This window comes from Haloleucobacter albus, assembly GCF_052492075.1.
The window spans coordinates 102,277-119,899 of the sequence record NZ_JBQWAS010000019.1 but is presented as its reverse complement, the minus strand read 5'-3'; the positions used below and the strand labels follow the sequence as shown (position 1 = coordinate 119,899).

Annotated in this window: 13 protein-coding genes and 3 tRNA genes; 11 read left to right on the top strand and 5 right to left on the bottom strand. The window is 60.2% G+C overall.

The features are described from left to right. Positions 1-11: 11 nt before the first annotated feature. The 4 genes from tgt to ACT6QH_RS03890 form a co-directional block, all read right to left on the bottom strand. On the bottom strand, positions 12-1,172 hold the full coding sequence (gene tgt, locus ACT6QH_RS03905; RefSeq protein WP_444973498.1) for a tRNA guanosine(34) transglycosylase Tgt: 1,161 nt from the start codon (positions 1,170-1,172) through the stop codon (positions 12-14). Then, positions 1,165-2,244, bottom strand: coding sequence for a tRNA preQ1(34) S-adenosylmethionine ribosyltransferase-isomerase QueA (gene queA / locus ACT6QH_RS03900; protein ID WP_444973497.1), 1,080 nt, complete (start codon positions 2,242-2,244; stop codon positions 1,165-1,167). Before queA ends, tgt begins: the two co-directional genes overlap by 8 nt. A 41-nt stretch (positions 2,245-2,285) precedes the next feature. Next, positions 2,286-2,891, bottom strand: a complete 606-nt coding sequence (locus ACT6QH_RS03895; protein WP_444973496.1) for an exopolysaccharide biosynthesis protein — start codon at positions 2,889-2,891, stop codon at positions 2,286-2,288. A 247-nt stretch (positions 2,892-3,138) separates the two neighbouring features. After that, positions 3,139-3,435 carry an usg protein gene (locus ACT6QH_RS03890; protein ID WP_444973495.1) on the bottom strand — a complete coding sequence of 99 codons (297 nt, stop codon included), beginning with the start codon at positions 3,433-3,435 and terminating at the stop codon, positions 3,139-3,141. Positions 3,436-3,909: 474 nt separating this feature from the next. On the opposite strand from ACT6QH_RS03890, the gene groES reads away from it, so the two are divergent. The 10 genes from groES (at position 3,910) to dusA (ending at position 14,636) form a co-directional block, all read left to right on the top strand. Next, the gene (gene groES, locus ACT6QH_RS03885) at positions 3,910-4,194 is read left to right on the top strand and encodes a co-chaperone GroES (RefSeq protein WP_444973494.1); all 285 of its coding nucleotides are present in this window, start codon (positions 3,910-3,912) and stop codon (positions 4,192-4,194) included. 108 nt (positions 4,195-4,302) lie between these two features. Further along, a complete protein-coding gene (gene groL / locus ACT6QH_RS03880; protein WP_444973493.1) occupies positions 4,303-5,958 on the top strand; it encodes a chaperonin GroEL in 1,656 nt (551 codons plus the stop codon). A gap of 493 nt (positions 5,959-6,451) precedes the next feature. Then, on the top strand, positions 6,452-8,713 hold the full coding sequence (rnr, locus tag ACT6QH_RS03875) for a ribonuclease R (RefSeq protein ID WP_444973535.1): 2,262 nt from the start codon (positions 6,452-6,454) through the stop codon (positions 8,711-8,713). Between the two features lie 87 nt (positions 8,714-8,800). Next, a complete protein-coding gene (locus tag ACT6QH_RS03870; protein ID WP_444973492.1) occupies positions 8,801-9,535 on the top strand; it encodes an NUDIX hydrolase in 735 nt (244 codons plus the stop codon). A gap of 16 nt (positions 9,536-9,551) precedes the next feature. Beyond that, positions 9,552-10,730 (top strand): MFS transporter, encoded by a 1,179-nt coding sequence (locus tag ACT6QH_RS03865; RefSeq protein ID WP_444973491.1) that lies wholly within the window; start codon positions 9,552-9,554, stop codon positions 10,728-10,730. A 95-nt stretch (positions 10,731-10,825) separates the two neighbouring features. Next, positions 10,826-10,899 (top strand) — tRNA-Cys (locus ACT6QH_RS03860). Positions 10,900-11,179: 280 nt separating this feature from the next. Then, entirely contained in the window at positions 11,180-12,976 is a 1,797-nt protein-coding gene (locus ACT6QH_RS03855; RefSeq protein ID WP_444973490.1) for an ABC transporter ATP-binding protein, read from the top strand. A gap of 157 nt (positions 12,977-13,133) precedes the next feature. Further along, a tRNA-Asn gene (locus ACT6QH_RS03850) sits at positions 13,134-13,209 on the top strand. 201 nt (positions 13,210-13,410) lie between these two features. After that, positions 13,411-13,486: transfer RNA gene (locus ACT6QH_RS03845), tRNA-Asn, on the top strand. A 148-nt stretch (positions 13,487-13,634) separates the two neighbouring features. Continuing rightward, positions 13,635-14,636 carry a tRNA dihydrouridine(20/20a) synthase DusA gene (dusA, locus tag ACT6QH_RS03840; RefSeq protein WP_444973489.1) on the top strand — a complete coding sequence of 334 codons (1,002 nt, stop codon included), beginning with the start codon at positions 13,635-13,637 and terminating at the stop codon, positions 14,634-14,636. A 12-nt stretch (positions 14,637-14,648) separates the two neighbouring features. Here the strand turns inward: dusA and ACT6QH_RS03835 are convergent, their stop codons facing one another. Next, positions 14,649-15,806 (bottom strand): MFS transporter, encoded by a 1,158-nt coding sequence (locus ACT6QH_RS03835; protein WP_444973488.1) that lies wholly within the window; start codon positions 15,804-15,806, stop codon positions 14,649-14,651. 411 nt (positions 15,807-16,217) lie between these two features. Between ACT6QH_RS03835 and ACT6QH_RS03830 the strand changes: the two genes are divergently transcribed. Beyond that, complete coding sequence (locus ACT6QH_RS03830; protein ID WP_444973487.1) at positions 16,218-17,576, top strand: DEAD/DEAH box helicase; 1,359 nt, start codon at positions 16,218-16,220, stop codon at positions 17,574-17,576. Positions 17,577-17,623: the final 47 nt, after the last annotated feature.

The window sequence follows — 17,623 nt, the reverse complement described above, 5'->3', positions numbered from 1 at the left end:
GGCGCAAAAGTTCAGGCGTTCCACGGCGGAATGTCGCCCCGCGCCCAGCCATCTTTCGTTTCAGCCACATAATCCGCATAACGCCCGGCAGCGATAGCCGCGCGGGCTCCAGCCATGAGCTGCTGGTAATAATGCACATTGGCCCATGTCAGCAGCATGGAGCCCAGCATCTCACCACAACGAATGAGGTGGTGGATGTAAGCGCGGGAATAATCCCGCATGGCCGGGCAATCGCTGGTTTCATCCAGCGGGCGCGGATCATCTGCATGTCGAGCATTCTTCAGATTGATACGGCCAAAGCGGGTAAAAGCCAGCGCATGACGGCCGGAACGCGTGGGCATGACGCAATCGAACATGTCCACACCACGGGCAACCGCTTGCAACATATCATCCGGTGTGCCGACTCCCATCAGGTAACGGGGCTTGGATGTGGGCAAATGCGGCTCGACAGTCTCAATCATGTCGAGCATCACCTCCTGCGGCTCCCCCACAGCAAGGCCGCCGATGGAATATCCGGGAAAGTCCATATCCGCGAGCGCACGGGCAGATTCCACACGCAACGCCTTGGAGGCCCCGCCCTGTACAATGCCGAACAGGGCCCGCCCCTTCGGCTGCTTCTCAAAGGCACGCCTTGAACGTTCCGCCCACCGCAGGGAAAGACGCATGGCGCGCTCGGTCTCTTCATCCGAACAGGGCAGCTTCACGCATTCATCCAGCTGCATCTGGATATCCGCACCGAGCAGCCCCTGAATTTCAACGGAACGCTCAGGCGTCATCATATATGGCGCGCCATCCACATGAGAGCGGAAGGAGACCCCCTCCTCACTCATTTTCCGCAGGGAAGACAGCGACATCACCTGAAAGCCACCGGAATCGGTGAGGATCGGGCCATCCCAGCCCATGAAGCGATGCAGGCCACCAAGCTTCGCCACCCGCTCCGCACCGGGGCGCAGCATGAGATGGTAGGTGTTGCCCAGCACAACATCCGCACCCGTGGCCTTCACCTGATTGAAATAAAGCCCCTTCACCGTCGCAGCGGTGCCCACCGGCATGAAGGCCGGCGTGCGGATGCGTCCGCGCGGGGTCGAAACATGGCCGGTGCGGGCAGCCCCGTCCGTTGCTGTCAGGGTGAAGGAAAAAGTGTCAGGGTGCTGTGCGGTCTGGTCAGTCATGATCGGGCCGTTGTGGCAGAAGCAGGCAGGCATCGCCATAGGAATAGAAGCGGTAATTCTCGGCGATGGCATGGGCATAGGCGCGCTTCTGCACATCATGGCCGATAAGCGCGGCCACCAGCATCACCAGCGTGGAACGCGGCAGGTGGAAATTCGTCATCATCGCATCCACGGCCCGAAAGCGATAACCGGGCGTGATGAAGATATCCGTTTCACCCAGAAAGGGGTGAATGAGCCCCTCTTCATCTGCGGCACTCTCGATCAGGCGCGTGGGCGTGGAACCAACCGTGAAGATACGTCCGCCACATGCCTTTGCGGCATTCAGCCGGGCGGCGGCGTCTTCCGTTACCTCCCCCCATTCGGCATGCATGGCATGGCCGGCCGTATCTTCCGCCTTGACCGGCAGGAAGGTGCCCGGCCCCACATGCAAGGTCACGCGCACCACCTCCACGCCCTTGCCCTCCAGCGCGGCCATCAGGTTCGGCGTGAAATGCAGGCTGGCTGTGGGGGCCGCGACAGACCCATCCACCGCTGCGAAAAGGGTCTGATAATCGGTACGATCCTTTGCATCCTCAGCCCGGCGCGCGGCGATATAGGGCGGGATGGGCATATGGCCGACGCCGGCAATGGCCGCATCCAGATCCGCCCCGGCAAGGGCGAATGCCAGATCGACTTCCGCCTCCCGCTTGGCTTGCACCGTGGCTTCCAGCACCACGCCTCCAGCCCCTTCAAAACGAATGACATCGCCAGGCCGCAAGCGCTTGGCCGGCTTGGCGAAGGCTGTCCAGCTCCGTCCATCCCGACGCCTTACCAGCGTGGCTTCAATGCGCACGTCGCTACCGCCCTCCCGGCTGCGGATTCCGACGAGAGCTGCGGGAATGACACGCGTGTCATTCACCACCAGCACATCCCCCGCCTTCAGATAATGCGGCAGATCCCCCACATGTGCATCTTCCCGCTCCGGGCTCGCACCCGGACGCACCACCAGCAGACGGGCGGCCTCTCGCGGCTCCATGGGCCGCAGGGCAATCTGCTCGGGAGGCAGTTCGAAATCAAAGGCATCAACACGCATGGGTCCAACAATCGGCGCAAATACAGAAACAGTACAGATATTCAGAGAATGGCGATGGCGCCCCGCCACAACGCCCATGCCATAAGCCCCAGAACGACAAGGGCCAGCGCGGTAACCGCATAACCAATGGCGATAATCACGCCATCACGCTCCACCAGCCCAAGCCCCAGCACGCACACAGCAATGCCCGGCGGAATGTTTCCGAAGATGGGGATAGGCAGAAACGCCAGCACCAGCCCCAGCACAACCACCAGCACACCCACTCCCCGCCGCCCTGCGGCTCCGGAAACCTGCGGAAGACGCGGCCGGGACCAGTTCTCGAAGCGCTCGATATAGGGCCGCGAGGTATTCACGATCTTTTCCAGGACAGAACGTGAAAAGGTGCGCCGGGATATGATCTCCGGCAGCCACACTTCCTGCCGGCCCAACGCCATCTGCAAGCCGATGAGCGCAAGAATGATACCGCAAATCACCGGAAGGCCTGGCGGCATGGGAATGCAGTTGGGAATGCCGAAAATCAGCAGAAGGATGCCAAAGGCACGGTTGCGCAGCGCATTCACCAGATCACCAACCGCCACCTTGTCCCCCTCCGTGGCGACGAGGACAGCAGCGAGCAATTCAGATGTGCGGGGTGTGCGGTGGTCCAAAACGGCCTCGTGGGCGAATGATGACCTTCCTCAAGGTCACCCCCTAATAACACCGGAAAAGCGGCAGCGTCAGGGCTTATATTAAGGAAGTGCGCCCACGTCCATGCACATGCGGAACATATCGTCCGAACAATCTGGCCCGAAGCATGATAGCAACATGCGCGCCCGTCCGGCCTGCAACCTGCGGGCGTTTCCAGGCACGCATGCGCCATGATCATTCATGCAGAGCCCGCACCGCTGCTCGCCTTCAATGCAGCGTGTACAAGCCGTCCACAGCGCGCATTTCAGCGGGCTTGATGAGCCCGCAATGCGCCACCCGCACCGAATGCAACCGCCCTTCAATCTCCCTGGTCCAGAAGCTGAGGAACTTGTTCAGCTCTGGAAATTCCGGGCATTTGTCATAGTCCTGCCAGAGATAGCTCTGCAACAGAGAGGGGTGATCCGGCAGATGATAGAGAATTTCTGCCGTGGCCAGCACAAAGCCTTCCCACTGCCGGGCAAAATCACGCGAAACCGTCTCTCGCGGCGGAACGATTGATGCCATGGTGACACCTCCATCTCTGGCTAAGCTAATATTTGACCTCTCACATCGGGCAAAACGGTTCTTTTCACGCACCTCGGGAACACATGCAGATCTTGCTTGCTCCGCATGATGACTTCAGGGAAAAGCCCTGAGGCTTGCCCCGAGGCTCACGGCCAGTATCCGCACAACCACTCCGCGGCGCCAAGCCTGAAAAATGTGTTTCCATTGCAAAAACAAAGAGCTGTCAGCCATACGAGCAGACTGCTGACAAAATCCGCCGCATCTGAATTTCAGGATTTACGGCCCTGAACCATGGCTTCCGATTGCTTTCGCCAAGCGCCTTTACGGCGGCTTTTTGGCACTCGAGAGCAAAGAGTGCCAAAAAAATCATGGCAGCCCCTTGCAGGCTGCGGGGCTGGCTCCTAGATCGGCCCTAAGCCGGGTTTTACAGCCCGGTGCCTCGAAAATCAGCAAAGCAACTGGAGATTTTCCCCGATGGGTTTCCGTCCTCTGCATGATCGCGTTGTCGTCAAGCGCCTCGACGCTGAGCAGAAGTCCGCCGGCGGTATCATTATTCCCGATACCGCGAAGGAAAAGCCCCAGCAGGGCGAAGTCGTTTCCGTGGGTCCCGGCGCGCGCAACGAAAAGGGCGAACTCGTGGCCCTTGACGTGAAGGCTGGCGACAAGGTGCTGTTCGGCAAATGGTCCGGCACCGAAGTGAAGATTGACGGGCAGGATCTGCTCATCATGAAGGAAAGCGACATCCTCGGCGTGCTCTGAGGCTCAGCTCTTCAAGCACAATTCCCCGGCCTGACGGCCACCTGCCCCTCCGCACGATGGCGGAATGGGGCATGACCCAGACATTTATGCTTTCAAGGAGCAAGGCACATGGCTGCCAAGGACGTGAAATTCTCCGTTGAAGCCCGCGACAAGGTTCTGCGTGGCGTCGACATCCTCGCCAACGCCGTGAAGGTGACGCTCGGCCCCAAGGGTCGCAACGTGGTTCTGGAGCGCTCTTTCGGCGCGCCGCGCATCACCAAGGACGGCGTGTCCGTGGCGAAGGAAATCGAGCTGGAAGATCGCTTCGAGAATCTCGGCGCCCAGCTCGTGCGTGAAGTGGCCTCCAAGACCAATGATCTGGCTGGCGACGGCACCACCACCGCCACTGTTCTGGCGCAGGCCATCGTGAAGGAAGGCGCCAAGGCGGTTGCCGCCGGCATGAACCCGATGGATCTGAAGCGCGGCATCGATATCGCCGTGGATCTCGTGGTGAAGGATCTGGCCGCCAAGTCCAAGAAGATCACCTCCAATGAGGAGATCGCGCAGGTTGGCACCATCTCCGCCAATGGCGACGTTGAAGTCGGCAGCTTCCTTGCCGAAGCCATGCAGAAGGTTGGCAACGAGGGTGTCATCACCGTCGAGGAAGCCAAGACCGCCGAGACCGAGCTGGATGTCGTGGAAGGCATGCAGTTCGACCGTGGCTATCTCTCCCCCTACTTCGTCACCAACTCCGAAAAGATGCGGGTTGAGTTCGAAGATCCCTACATTCTCATCAATGAGAAGAAGCTCGGCAATTTGCAGGAGATCCTGCCGCTGCTCGAGGCTGTGGTGCAGTCCGGCAAGCCGCTGCTCATCATTGCTGAAGATGTGGAAGGCGAGGCTCTGGCCACGCTGGTGGTCAACAAGCTGCGTGGTGGCCTGAAGGTTGCGGCCGTGAAGGCCCCCGGCTTTGGTGATCGTCGCAAGGCCATGTTGCAGGATATCGCCATCCTTACCGGCGGCCAGGTCATCTCCGAAGACCTCGGCATCAAGCTGGAAGGCGTCACGCTGGACCAGCTCGGCCGCGCCAAGAAGGTGGTGATCGAGAAGGAAGACACCACCATCGTTGACGGTGTTGGCTCCAAGGAAGAGATCAACGCCCGCGTGGCCCAGATCAAGGCGCAGATCGAGGAAACCTCCTCTGATTATGACCGCGAGAAGCTTCAGGAGCGTCTCGCCAAGCTCGCCGGCGGTGTGGCTGTCGTGCGCGTTGGTGGTGCAACCGAAGTCGAAGTGAAGGAAAAGAAGGATCGCGTGGACGATGCCCTGAACGCCACCCGCGCTGCGGTGGAAGAAGGCATTGTGCCCGGCGGCGGTACCGCCCTGCTGCGCGCCCTGAAGGTTCTGGAAGCTGTCGAAGTCGCGAATGCCGACCAGAAGACCGGCGTCGAGATCGTGCGCCGCGCGCTTCAGGCTCCGGCCCGCCAGATCGCCTCCAACGCAGGTGATGACGGTTCGCTCGTGGTCGGCAAGGTGCTGGAAGCAGCTGAATATGACTTCGGCTACAACGCCCAGACCGGCGAGTTCGTGGACATGATCAAGGCTGGCGTGCTTGATCCCACCAAGGTGGTGCGCACCGCCCTTCAGGACGCGGCTTCCGTGGCTGGCCTGCTCATCACCACAGAAGCTCTGGTCGCAGAACTGCCCAAGGCTGAAGGCGCTGCTGCGCCGGCCATGCCCGGCGGCATGGGTGGTATGGGCGGCATGGGTGGCATGGGCTTCTGAGCCCGGCCCGAATACCGCGCCACAGGGCACGCTCCATACAGGGCACAGCCTGAGGCCCGAACTCAAGACCCTGACGGCCGGACCTCGTGTCCGGCCGTTTTCATGTCGGCCAGGAACAAAACATGCGGAGGCGGCTCCGCCGTGTTTTTGCCACTCTGCCGTGATTATTGAACGGATCAGAAGGGTGGCAAATCTGCCCTCAACCTTCTCCCTCTCCAGAGGCGCACCCTTTATTCCTGCGCCGGCCTGAGGGACTTTCCCATCTTTTGACCGGAAAAACCCGTCCTGCGCTCGCATTTCCGCGCGGCGGGCTTATGCTCCTGTCACGCTCTTCCATTGGAAAACAGAAATAGTGCCGAAACGCCCCACCAAGCGCCCCATCAAACCCACATCTGCTCGCCCGGCCCGCAGCCGCGCGGCCCGCAAGCGCACGGCCGCAGAATTCGATCAGGTGCAGAAGGCGCTTGTCATCGCCCCCCATGCCACGGGCGAAATGCCAACCAAGAAACAGATCCTGTCCTTCATTGCCGCCAATGGCGGTGATGTCGGCAAACGCGAAATTGCCCGTGCCTTTGGCCTTTCCGGCGCTCAGAAAATGGAATTGAAGGCAGTGCTGCGCGAACTGGCCGATGATGGCACGGTGGATCGCCGCCGCCGCAAACTGCATGTGCCCGGCGCCCTGCCCGGCGTGGTGCTGGCCGACATTTCCAGCCGCGATTCGGATGGCGAACTGATCGCCACCCCGCTGGAATGGGATACGGAAGAACATGGCGAGCCGCCGCGCATTCTGGTGCGCGTGCCGCGCAGTTCCGGCCGCACGCCCCGCCGCTCCGTCACGCCCGGCCTGTCAGACCGTGTTCTCTTGCGCATTATTGAAGAGCCGATAGACGGTGAAGGCCTGCATGTCGGCCGTGTCATCAAGGTTCTGGAAAAAGCCCGTCGGCAGATTCTTGGCATTTTCCGCGCTCTGCCGGAAGGAGGCGGACGCATCGTTCCTGTCGAGAAAAAATCCGCCGGGCGCGAGCTTCAGGTGCCGGCGGGTGCGGAAGAAGGCGCGGCGGATGGCGATCTCGTCACCGTGGAAATGCTGCGACAGCGCGTGTTCGGCCTGCCCATGGCCCGCGTGAAGGAGAAGCTCGGTTCCCTGAACAACGAAAAGGCTGTGAGCCTGATCGCCCTGCATTCGCATGGCATTCCCCATGTCTTTCCAGAAGCTGTGCTGAAAGAGGCTGAGGCGGCCTCCCATGCCACGCTGAAAGGTCGGGAAGACTGGCGCAAGTTACCTCTTCTCACCATTGATCCGCCTGACGCCAAGGATCATGACGATGCCGTTCATGCCGTAGAGGATACGGACCCGGATAATCCCGGCGGCTTTATCGTCTCCGTCGCCATCGCCGATGTGGCCGCCTATGTGCGCCCCGGCACCGCGCTGGACCGTGAAGCCCTGATGCGCGGCAATTCAGTCTACTTCCCGGATCGCGTCGTACCCATGCTGCCAGAGCGCATCTCGAATGATCTGTGCTCCCTGCGCCCGCTGGAAGACAGGCCAGCCATGGCCGTGCGCATGGTGATTGGCGCGAATGGGCGCAAGCGCAGCCACAGCTTCCACCGTATCATGATGCGTTCTGCCGCGCGGCTGGCCTATGCTCAGGCGCAAGACGCCATTGAAGGCCGTACGGATGACATCACAGTCCCTCTTCTCGAAACGGTGCTGAAGCCGCTTTACGCCGCTTATGCCGCAGTGAAGGCCGCGCGGGATGCGCGTGGCCCGCTGGAACTGAACCTGCCCGAACGCAAAATTCTGCTGAAGGCAGATGGCACGGTAGACCGCGTGGTGGTGCCACAGCGTCTTGATGCGCACCGGCTGATCGAGGAATTCATGATCCTCGCCAATGTGGCGACCGCGGAAATGCTGGAGAGCAAGCGCACTCCGCTGGTTTACCGCGTGCATGACGCCCCCTCGCTGGAGAAGCTTTCCGCCCTGCGCGATTTCCTCAAAACCATTGATATCGCCATTCCGCGTATGGATGCGGTGCGCCCCAGCCACTTCAACCACATTCTCCACAAGGTGGAGGGGGTGGATGTGGAGCCGCTGGTGAATCAGGTCATTCTGCGCAGCCAGTGTCAGGCGGAATATTCGGCTGACAATTACGGGCACTTCGGCCTGAATTTGCGCCGCTACGCACACTTCACCTCTCCCATCCGCCGTTATGCGGACCTGATCGCCCACCGCGCGCTGATCCGTGCCCTGGATCTGGGCAGGGATGGCCTGCCGGAAGAAGCCACGCCGGAAACGCTGGGCGAAGTTGCTGCTGCCATTTCGGTGACAGAGCGTCGCGCCATGGCCGCCGAACGCGAGACAGTGGACAGGCTGATTGCCCATCATCTTGTCGATCAGGTGGGAGCCACCTTCAACGGACGCATTTCCGGCGCCACCCGCGCGGGCCTGTTCATCTCTCTGGATGAGACCGGGGCCGATGGCTTCATCCCGGCGGCGACTCTGGGGGCGGATTATTACCGCTATGATGAGGCTCGACAGGCGCTTGTGGGGGCTCGCACCGGCGAGATGCACCGCATTGGCGACACTGTTGAGGTTCGCCTTGTGGAAGCTGCCCCCGTGGCCGGCGCCTTGCGCTTTGAGTTGCTTTCCGCCGGCACCCGCGTGAAGGGTTCCAAAGCTCGCCCCTCAGGCCGCAACACCGGCAAGATCGGGCGCACGCCCGGACGCAGCGGAAAAGTTGGAAAGAAACGCTAGATATATTTTCTGCTTTCTTTTCAGAAAACTGGCCAGCCAGTCATCCCCACCATTCAGCCAACGCATCATAACCGCCATATAACCGCCATGACTGATCTCCACGCCCGCCTCAACGCCGACGAGCGCAATCAGAACTCCAGCTATATTCGCCCCCGTGATGCGGCGACCCTGATTCTGATTGACCACTCCGGCAAGAAGCCGCGCATTCTCATGGGCCGCCGTCATCCGGACATGAAGTTTCTGCCCGGCCTTTATGTGTTCCCCGGCGGCCGGCTGGAGACCTATGATAAATCCATGCCGGTTTATGGCGTGCTGGATGCCGATAGCGAACGCCGCCTGATGAGCCAGGTGCAGCGCCCCACGGCCGTGCGGGCCCGCGGGTTGGCGGCCGCTGCTATTCGCGAGCTGTATGAGGAAACCGGCCTGCTGATTGGCAGCAAAGAGCTGGGATGCCCGCAAGCGCCTTGTGAAGACTGGAAGCCGTTTCAGGAACATGGCGTTTTCCCCGATCTTGGCTCTCTCAGCTTTGTAGCCCGCGCCATCACCCCGCCGCGGCGTCCAAAACGTTTCGATACCCGTTTTTTCGCGGCAGATGCCCGCACCATCTGCGGCGAGGTGCCCGGCATGGTGGGGCCAGACAGTGAATTCGTGGATTTGCGCTGGTTGACCTTTGCGGAAACCGAGGCCATGGAACTACCCACCGTGACTCGCGTCGTCATTGAAGAGCTGGCCGCTCGACTTGAAGCCGGTTTTCATGCCCGCCTGCCGGTGCCCTCCTACGCCATGCGGCATGGCCGCTTCGTGCGGACTCTGCTGGACTGAACAGAAACCCAACCTCATGCACGCGCCACACCCGCCGCTCGCCCCCATGAGCCGGACGGCTTCCATTGCCGCCGCCATATCCGCCATCACCGTGGTGGGAGTCGGGCTCAGCCTTTCCATTCCCCTACTGGCGCTGGAAATGGAGGCACGGGGCATTTCCAGCACGATGATTGGCATCAATACGGCGGTTTCGGGCATAGCCACCATTGTGGTGGCCCCCTTTATTCCCCGCCTTGTTCGCAGCATTGGCGCACGCGGGCTCCTGATTCTCGGGACAATTGTTACCGCTGCCAGCCTACTGGCCTTCAAGGCTATCCCCAGTTTTCCGCTCTGGTTCCCCCTGCGCTTCATCTTTGGTGCTGCGCTGTGCGTGCTGTTTGTTGTCAGCGAATTCTGGATCAACGCCGTTGCACCACCAGAGCGACGGGGCTTCATCATGGGCATTTATGCTACGGCCCTCTCCGTCGGTGCGGCGGCGGGGCCAGCCCTGCTCAGCTATCTGGGCTCGGAGGGGTGGACGCCTTATGTGGCCGGGGCAGCGGTACTGCTGGCAGGTGCCATTCCCATCATTCTGGCCAACGGCATGGCTCCTTCCATTGCCGACACCAGCCAGCATGGGGTTTTCACCTTTCTGCGGCGCTCTCCCACCGCGCTCATTGCCGCGCTGGTGTTTGGCGCGATTGAGACATCCGTGCTCAGTTTCCTGCCGGTTTATGGCATTCGCCTCGGCTTGCCGGAAACAAACGCCTCCCTGCTACTGACCGTGGCCGTGCTGGGCAATGTCGTGTTCCAGATTCCCCTCGGCCTTGTGAGTGACAAGGTGGATCGACGGCTCCTGCTGCTGTTCTGCTCCCTGTTGGGCGCCATGGGCTGCTTTGCCCTCACCCTTCTGGATGTGAACAGCTTCGCCTTCCTCGTCATGGTGTTTCTGGCCACGGGCATTGTTGGCTCCCTCTATACTGTCGGCCTGGCGCATATGGGCGCACGCTTCCATGGAGCGGATCTGGCGGCGGCCAATGCCGCCTTTGTGATGCTGTATTCCGTGGGGCTGATTATTGGCCCGCCTCTCGCGGGCGCAGGTATGGATGCCTATAACCCCTTCGGCTTTGCCTTCGTGATTGGCGGCGGGCTTGCAGCCTATGCCCTGCTGGTATTTGTACGCCTTCTCATGCGACGGGATGGCGCAGAAAGCTGAGCCACCTTTTCACGCGTCATTCCCAAGGGGGTGTGGATTACTCCTCTCCCCCTTGCACAAGTTGTTTTCCTCATTTAAGAACGCGCTTCTACAGAGGCCACGTGGCGGAGTGGTTACGCAGCGGACTGCAAATCCGTGTACTCCGGTTCGATTCCGGACGTGGCCTCCACTCTCCCTTGCAACGCTGAACACTCGGCTTTCCGTTTCAAGGGCGCTTATATAGTCAGGATAAAGCTCCAAAGGCATATCATGGTTGCTGTAAAATCACACAGCCCGGCCTTTTGACCTGACCCGCATCCGCACCATGACCATGCAACAACACGCACCACAATCTCAGCTGTGGTGTCACAAAGTGTCTTTCTTGCCCCCGGTCATTGACTTGCGGCACCCATGGCGGTTCAAGAGCGCAACCAAGCGGTGTGTGTTTTCCCGCGCCGCCGGAGATCGGCATGAACGCAAACCCAAATGATCCTGCTCAGAAAAAACCGGATGAGCAGGAAACGGTGACCCTGCTGCGACGCCTTCTGCTCTCTGATGGCAAGCGGCACTGGAAGGGCTACGCCCTCGCTTTCAGCTTCATGGGCACCATGGGTGCCTGTACGGCAGGGCTCGCCTATCTGATGAATGACGCGGTCAACGCCATTTTCGTCAATCCCACCGCCATGGCTGTGTGGGGTGTGGCGTTGGCGGTTATGGGCCTCTCCATCGTCAAGGGCATTTCAGCCTACGGGCAGAACATCACCATGGCCCGAGTTGGCAACCGCATTGTTGCCGACAATCAAAAGCGGGCTCTGGATCGGCTTCTGGAGCAGGATGTCTCCTACTTCTCGGCGCGCCATACGGCTGAAATCTTCATGCGCTTCAACACCGGCGCCAATGGTGCCCGAGGCGCTTTGGATCTGGTGATCTCCAGCATCGGACGCGACCTGCTCTCCCTCATCATGCTGGCCACGGTCGCGATTGCACAGGACCCGTTCCTGGCCTTTGTCGCGCTGGTCATCATGCCGGCGGCTGTATTGGGCACGCGAAAGCTCATCAAGAAGGCCAAGCAGATCTTCACCACCGGCTTTACGGCGGGCGTGAAGCTCTCCTCCATCGCGCTTGAGGTGTTTCAGGGCATCCGTACGGTGAAGGCTTATACGCTTGAGCCGCAGATGCGCGAGCGCAGCCATGCCTTCATTGATGAGGTGGAGTACAATACCAACCGGCTCGTGCGCACGCAGGCCAAATCTAGCCCGCTCATGGAAAGCCTCGGCGGCCTCGCCATTGGCGGCGTGTTGCTTTATGCCGGCTATAATGTCGTGGAAATGGACCGCTCCCCCGGCCAGTTCTTCTCTGTGCTGACGGCCCTGCTGCTGGCTTATGAACCGGCCAAGCGCCTTTCCCGTTTCCATGTGGAACTGGTGAGCCACCTGATTGGTGCCCGCATGCTGTTTGATCTGCTGGACTCCAAGGCCGCAGATGTGGATGAGCCCGGCACACCGGATCTGCCCCGCCCCCGTGGCCGGGTGGAGTTCCGTGATGTCGTGTTCGGCTACCGCCAGAATGAACCCGTCCTTCGCAAGCTCAACCTGATTGCCGAGCCTGGGCAGACAACTGCGTTGGTCGGCCAGTCTGGCGGCGGCAAGAGCACGATCATCAATCTGATCGAACGCTTTTACGACCCTCAGGAAGGCGCTGTGCTGTTCGATGATGTCGATACGCGCAGGGTCACTCGTAAATCCGTCCGCGACGCGGTGGCTCTGGTCAGTCAGGATGTCTACCTCTTCTCCGGCACCGTTCGCGAAAATATCGCCTTTGGCCGGCCCGGCGCGACAGAGGACGAAATCATGGCTGCCGCGCGCGCTGCCCATGCGCACAACTTCATCACCAGCTTTGCGGATGGGTATGACACGCGTGTGGGTGAGCATGGCACCCAGCTTTCAGGCGGGCAGCGCCAGCGTATCGCCATCGCACGGGCCTTCCTGAAGGATGCCCCCATTCTGCTGCTGGATGAAGCAACCGCCGCTCTCGACAGCGAGTCGGAAGCTGAGGTCCAGAAGGCGCTTCAGGTATTGCAGGCGTCGCGCACCACCATTGTCATCGCCCACCGCCTGCAAACGGTGGTTCGCGCAGACAAAATCTGTGTGGTGGAAGGCGGACGCGTGGTGGAAAGTGGACGCCACGAAGAGTTGCTGGAAATGCAGGGCCGCTATTATGGCTTCTACCATATCCAGTTTGCACACGACGAAGAGGCTGCGGCCTGAGCCGCGGCGCTCTGTTTGTCTCTCACTGTGGCGGGCCAGCTCTTCAACGGCCCGCCATAGTTTTTTCAGCCTGTGCATATCCTCGAAAAAGAACAAGGCTGCGCTTCACAAGTGAAAAAGTGCCTGCTATAGAAAACTTCTCAGCCGCAAGGCCTGTTCCCCGATAGCTCAGTTGGTAGAGCGTTCGACTGTTAATCGAATGGTCGCAGGTTCGAGTCCTGCTCGGGGAGCCACTTATTTCCAGATATCTTCGCAAATGAAAACAGAGGATCACCTCCTCTCTCGAAGGCGCACGCCCTTAGTCGCCTCTGGAACAAACATCTCGAACTCTCCATCTTTTTGCTATCCGGCAAAAAATTGCCTGAAACCCTCTTTTCACGCTTCACAAGCGAAAAGCTTCTTGCTATACGGACGACCTCGGTCGCAAGGCCTGTTCCCCGATAGCTCAGTTGGTAGAGCGTTCGACTGTTAATCGAATGGTCGCAGGTTCGAGTCCTGCTCGGGGAGCCACTTCTTGCTCCTATCCCCTCCAATAGAAAAACGCAGACGCAAAGCTAGGCATCCCATACGGTAGAAGCCTGTTATAAAGTCCGCTTTTGTTCAAAGGCTCCTCTGCCTCGCAGCAGCGATGCCCGTGCAAGGATGGAGTTGACCTGTCTTGCCGTTGAAAGCCGAAGATCTACGCTTCTCCGTTGCGCCTATGATGGACTGGACGGATAGAGGCTGCCGCGCATTCCACCGTGTCTTTTCACGCCATGCCCGCCTCTATACCGAAATGGTTACGGCACAAGCTGTGATCCATGGCGACAGGCAGCGCCTGATCGGCTTCAATGCCAATGAGCACCCCGTCGCCGTACAGCTTGGCGGCAGCGATCCTGCCCTGCTGGCACAAGCAGCCCGCATCTGTGCCGATTTCGGCTATGATGAGATCAACCTCAATGTCGGATGCCCGTCAGATCGGGTGCAGGGCGGCAATTTTGGTGCCTGCCTCATGCAACAGCCAGCTCTGGTCGGCGAATGCGTAGCGGCCATGAAAGCGGTCGTCTCCATTCCCGTCACAGTCAAATGCCGCATCGGCGTAGACGATCAGGACCCGGAAGAGGCTCTGGATACACTGGCGGATATTCTTGTTGCGGCGAATGTCGATGCTCTCATTGTCCACGCTCGAAAGGCCTGGCTCAAGGGCCTCTCCCCGCGCGAGAACCGAGATATTCCGCCGCTTGATTATAATCGCGTACGCCGACTAAAGGCTCGCCTCCCCCACATTCCCATCGCCCTGAATGGCGGCATTACATCCATCACGGCCGGGCTTGAAGCCAGTGAGGGCCTGGATGGCATGATGCTGGGCCGCGTCGCCTATCATCAGCCGGAATTGCTGCATGAGGTCGACCCGCGCCTTTACGGCACCCCGGCACCACAGCCCGACACGTTCGCCGCCCTGGAGGCATTTGAGCCCTATATCGCCGCCCATCTGGAAGCCGGCGGACGACTTTCAGACATCACCCGGCATATGCTGGGCCTGTTTGGCGGCAAGCGCGGCTCCCGCCTCTATCGTCGTCGGCTGGCCACAGAAGCCGTGCAGCGTGATGCCGGGCTCGACGTGTTGCATGCAGCCATAGATGAAGTGCGCACCCGGCTGGACAGGCCGGAAGCGGCCTGACCTGCCCGGATTTCAGTTTCCGGCCCGCCGCTTTCCCGATGGCAGGCGCGAGGCAGGCAAAGCCAGCAACGCCATGATAAGGCCAGCAAGGGTAAACGCCCCCTCCGGCCCAGCCCAACCGGCCAGCCAGGCCAATCCGATAGCTCCCACAGCCTGACCGATAAAGAAGGCCGTGGCGAACAGTGCGACAGCAGACCCCCTTGCTTCGGGCGCCAGTTCCGTCGCCAGAATCTGCAAGATGTTATGGATCATGTAGAAGGCGAAGCCGCCAAGGCAGAACAATGCGGCCACGCCTAGAAATGACGGCATGAAAGCCGCGACAACCAGCAAGACGCCGACTGAAAACGCGCCAATCCCCACCATCTGCCGCGCTCCCAGCGTACGCACCAGAAATTGCACTACCAGGCTGTAACAGGCCCCGCCAATGGCAAAAGCCGCCAGCACCAGCCCCGCTTCCGCAGCATCACCAATCTGATGCGAAACCATCAACGGCGCGACCAATGGAAAGGCCCCGAAGGTGAATGCCCCCTCAACGGCCACAACCGCATACACCTTTATGGAGAGCGGGTTGTGCATCACAATGCCGTAACGCTTCAGGGCTGCGCCGAAAGACACTGCCCCCTTCTGCTTGCCTTCCGTAATACCAAACATGGTGCATAAAGCCGCTGTACCGGCAATGCCCCCGGCCACCCAGAACACATCGCGCCAGCCCAGCCACTCGGCGATAAATCCAGCCGCCGTCGACCCGATGAGCTGCCCCATCACCAGGGCAAGCAATATACGGCTCAGCGCCAGTGGACGCTGATCGAACGGCACCCTGTCACCCACAGCAGCCAGCGCCACAGGAATGATGCCCCCTGCAAAAGCGCCGGAAAACACACGGATGGCCAGCAGCGCGGAATGATCCGGCGCCATGGCGGAAGCACACAGCCCCATGCAGAGCAGCACCAGATTCATACGGATAATACGCACCTTGCCCACAGCATCCCCAATCGGGCCGAAGACAAGCTGCATGGCGGCGTACGGCAGGGTAAAGGCTGTCGCCAGCAGCGCCACATCCTGCAAGGTGACGTTGAGATCCGACGCCATGATGTTCAGCATCGGGTCTACAGAACGCATGGAAAAGGCGCTCGCAAATGTTGCGAGGCTGAAGACCAGAAGAAAGGGCATGAAAACACTGGAAAAGAAGACACTACCTCATTCCTGAGCCCTGTTGACCATCCGGTCAAGAGGGCCCACAGCAGGGCTCATATGTGTCAAAGCTCAGGCCCCCGAAAAGGCCACCTGTCGCCCTCTCCCACCCTGTGAACCAATGCACCTGCACACTCTAAAGAGAGCATCGTTTCCCTGTCTGGCATCGCTATCATTGACAGGGGGATTATTTTTCATATTGTCTGCCTGTCGTCCGAGCTGTGTCGAATCCAAGCGCGCCGACCGACGACCACTCGTTTGCACCCGTACGGCACGGGACGTTCGATCAGCGGTGCGCAGCCGCATCCAAAAGATGCAATGTCATTTCCCGAACCCGGACTATTTTCTGAATTAGGCCTGAGCGAAAAAGTTCTGAAGGCCGTTGATGAGATGGGCTACACGAAGCCCACGCCCATTCAGGCTCAAGCCATTCCGCATGTGCTGGAACGGCGGGATGTGCTGGGTATTGCCCAGACTGGAACGGGCAAAACGGCCGCCTTTACTCTTCCCATGCTGACGCTGCTTGAGCAGGGCCGCGCGCGGGCACGTATGCCCCGCACCCTGATTCTCGAGCCAACCCGCGAGCTGGCTGCTCAGGTGGATGAGAATTTCACCAAATATGGCAAGAACCACAAACTGAATGTGGCTCTGCTGATTGGTGGTGTCTCATTTGGAGATCAGGATACCAAGCTGCTGCGCGGCGTGGATGTGCTCATCGCCACGCCCGGCCGCCTGCTCGATCATGTGGAACGTGGCCGCCTGCTGCTTTCCGGCATTGAGGTTCTCGTCATCGACGAGGCTGACCGTATGCTCGATATGGGCTTCATTCCCGATATCGAGCGCATCTGCAAGCTGGTGCCATTCACCCGGCAGACCCTGTTCTTCTCGGCCACCATGCCGCCGGAGATTCAGCGCCTGTCCGAGCAGTTTCTGTCCAACCCGGTGCGGGTTGAGGTCAGCAAGCCAGCCTCCACTGCCAACACGGTGACGCAGCTTCTCGTTGCCTCCCGCAAGGAGGATTACGAGAAGCGTGAGGTTCTGCGCAATCTCATCCGGCAGTGCGAGGGATTGCAAAACGGAATCATCTTCTGCAATCGCAAGCGTGATGTCAGCGTGCTGCTGCGCTCACTGCAAAAGCATGGCTTCAATGCCGTTGCCCTGCATGGCGATATGGATCAGCATTCCCGCCTGAAGGCGTTGGATGCCTTCCGCACGGGAGAGGCAACCCTTCTGGTGGCCTCTGATGTCGCCGCCCGTGGGCTGGATATTCCTGAGGTGAGCCACGTCTTCAATTACGACGTGCCCCACCATGCCGAGGATTATGTGCACCGCATTGGCCGCACCGGCCGCGCCGGACGCACGGGCACAGCCTACAGCATCACCACTCATGCGGATGAAAAGTCTCTCGCCGCCATTGAGAAGCTGATCGGCAACCCCATTCCCTGGCAGGGTGAGCCGCTGGGCGAGGCACCGCCCGCCAGCCAGCGCAAGGACAGCCGCACGCGTGGCAAGCGCAAGGTGGAAAAAGAACCGCGCGAAACCCGCAAAAGTGAACACAAGAGCGACAGCAAAAGCGAAGCGAAGTCTGAGAACAAGGCAGACCGCAAGGAACGCAGCCGTCGCCCGCAGCGCGAAGATGGGGGGGAACGCCCTGCTCGTCGGGAACGCAATCATTCGGCTAATGAACCGGCCGATATGTCCCACTTGCCCGCCTTCCTGCTGCGGCCTGTGCGGATAAAAGCAAGCTGAAAAAAAGCCCCTTCAATCGAAGGGGCTTTTTTATATCCGGGTCCGTC

Bases quoted from the DNA above. Each gene is read 5' to 3' on its own strand.
- ACT6QH_RS03835 (WP_444973488.1), bottom strand. From the start codon at position 15,806: ATGCCCTTTCTTCTGGTCTTCAGCCTCGCAACATTTGCGAGCGCCTTT.
- queA (WP_444973497.1), bottom strand. From the start codon at position 2,244: ATGCGTGTTGATGCCTTTGATTTCGAACTGCCTCCCGAGCAGATTGCC.
- groL (WP_444973493.1), top strand. From the start codon at position 4,303: ATGGCTGCCAAGGACGTGAAATTCTCCGTTGAAGCCCGCGACAAGGTT.
- ACT6QH_RS03865 (WP_444973491.1), top strand. From the start codon at position 9,552: ATGCACGCGCCACACCCGCCGCTCGCCCCCATGAGCCGGACGGCTTCC.
- ACT6QH_RS03890 (WP_444973495.1), bottom strand. From the start codon at position 3,435: ATGGCATCAATCGTTCCGCCGCGAGAGACGGTTTCGCGTGATTTTGCC.
- ACT6QH_RS03870 (WP_444973492.1), top strand. From the start codon at position 8,801: ATGACTGATCTCCACGCCCGCCTCAACGCCGACGAGCGCAATCAGAAC.
- ACT6QH_RS03855 (WP_444973490.1), top strand. From the start codon at position 11,180: ATGAACGCAAACCCAAATGATCCTGCTCAGAAAAAACCGGATGAGCAG.
- tgt (WP_444973498.1), bottom strand. From the start codon at position 1,172: ATGACTGACCAGACCGCACAGCACCCTGACACTTTTTCCTTCACCCTG.
- ACT6QH_RS03830 (WP_444973487.1), top strand. From the start codon at position 16,218: ATGGGCTACACGAAGCCCACGCCCATTCAGGCTCAAGCCATTCCGCAT.
- groES (WP_444973494.1), top strand. From the start codon at position 3,910: ATGGGTTTCCGTCCTCTGCATGATCGCGTTGTCGTCAAGCGCCTCGAC.
- rnr (WP_444973535.1), top strand. From the start codon at position 6,452: ATGCCAACCAAGAAACAGATCCTGTCCTTCATTGCCGCCAATGGCGGT.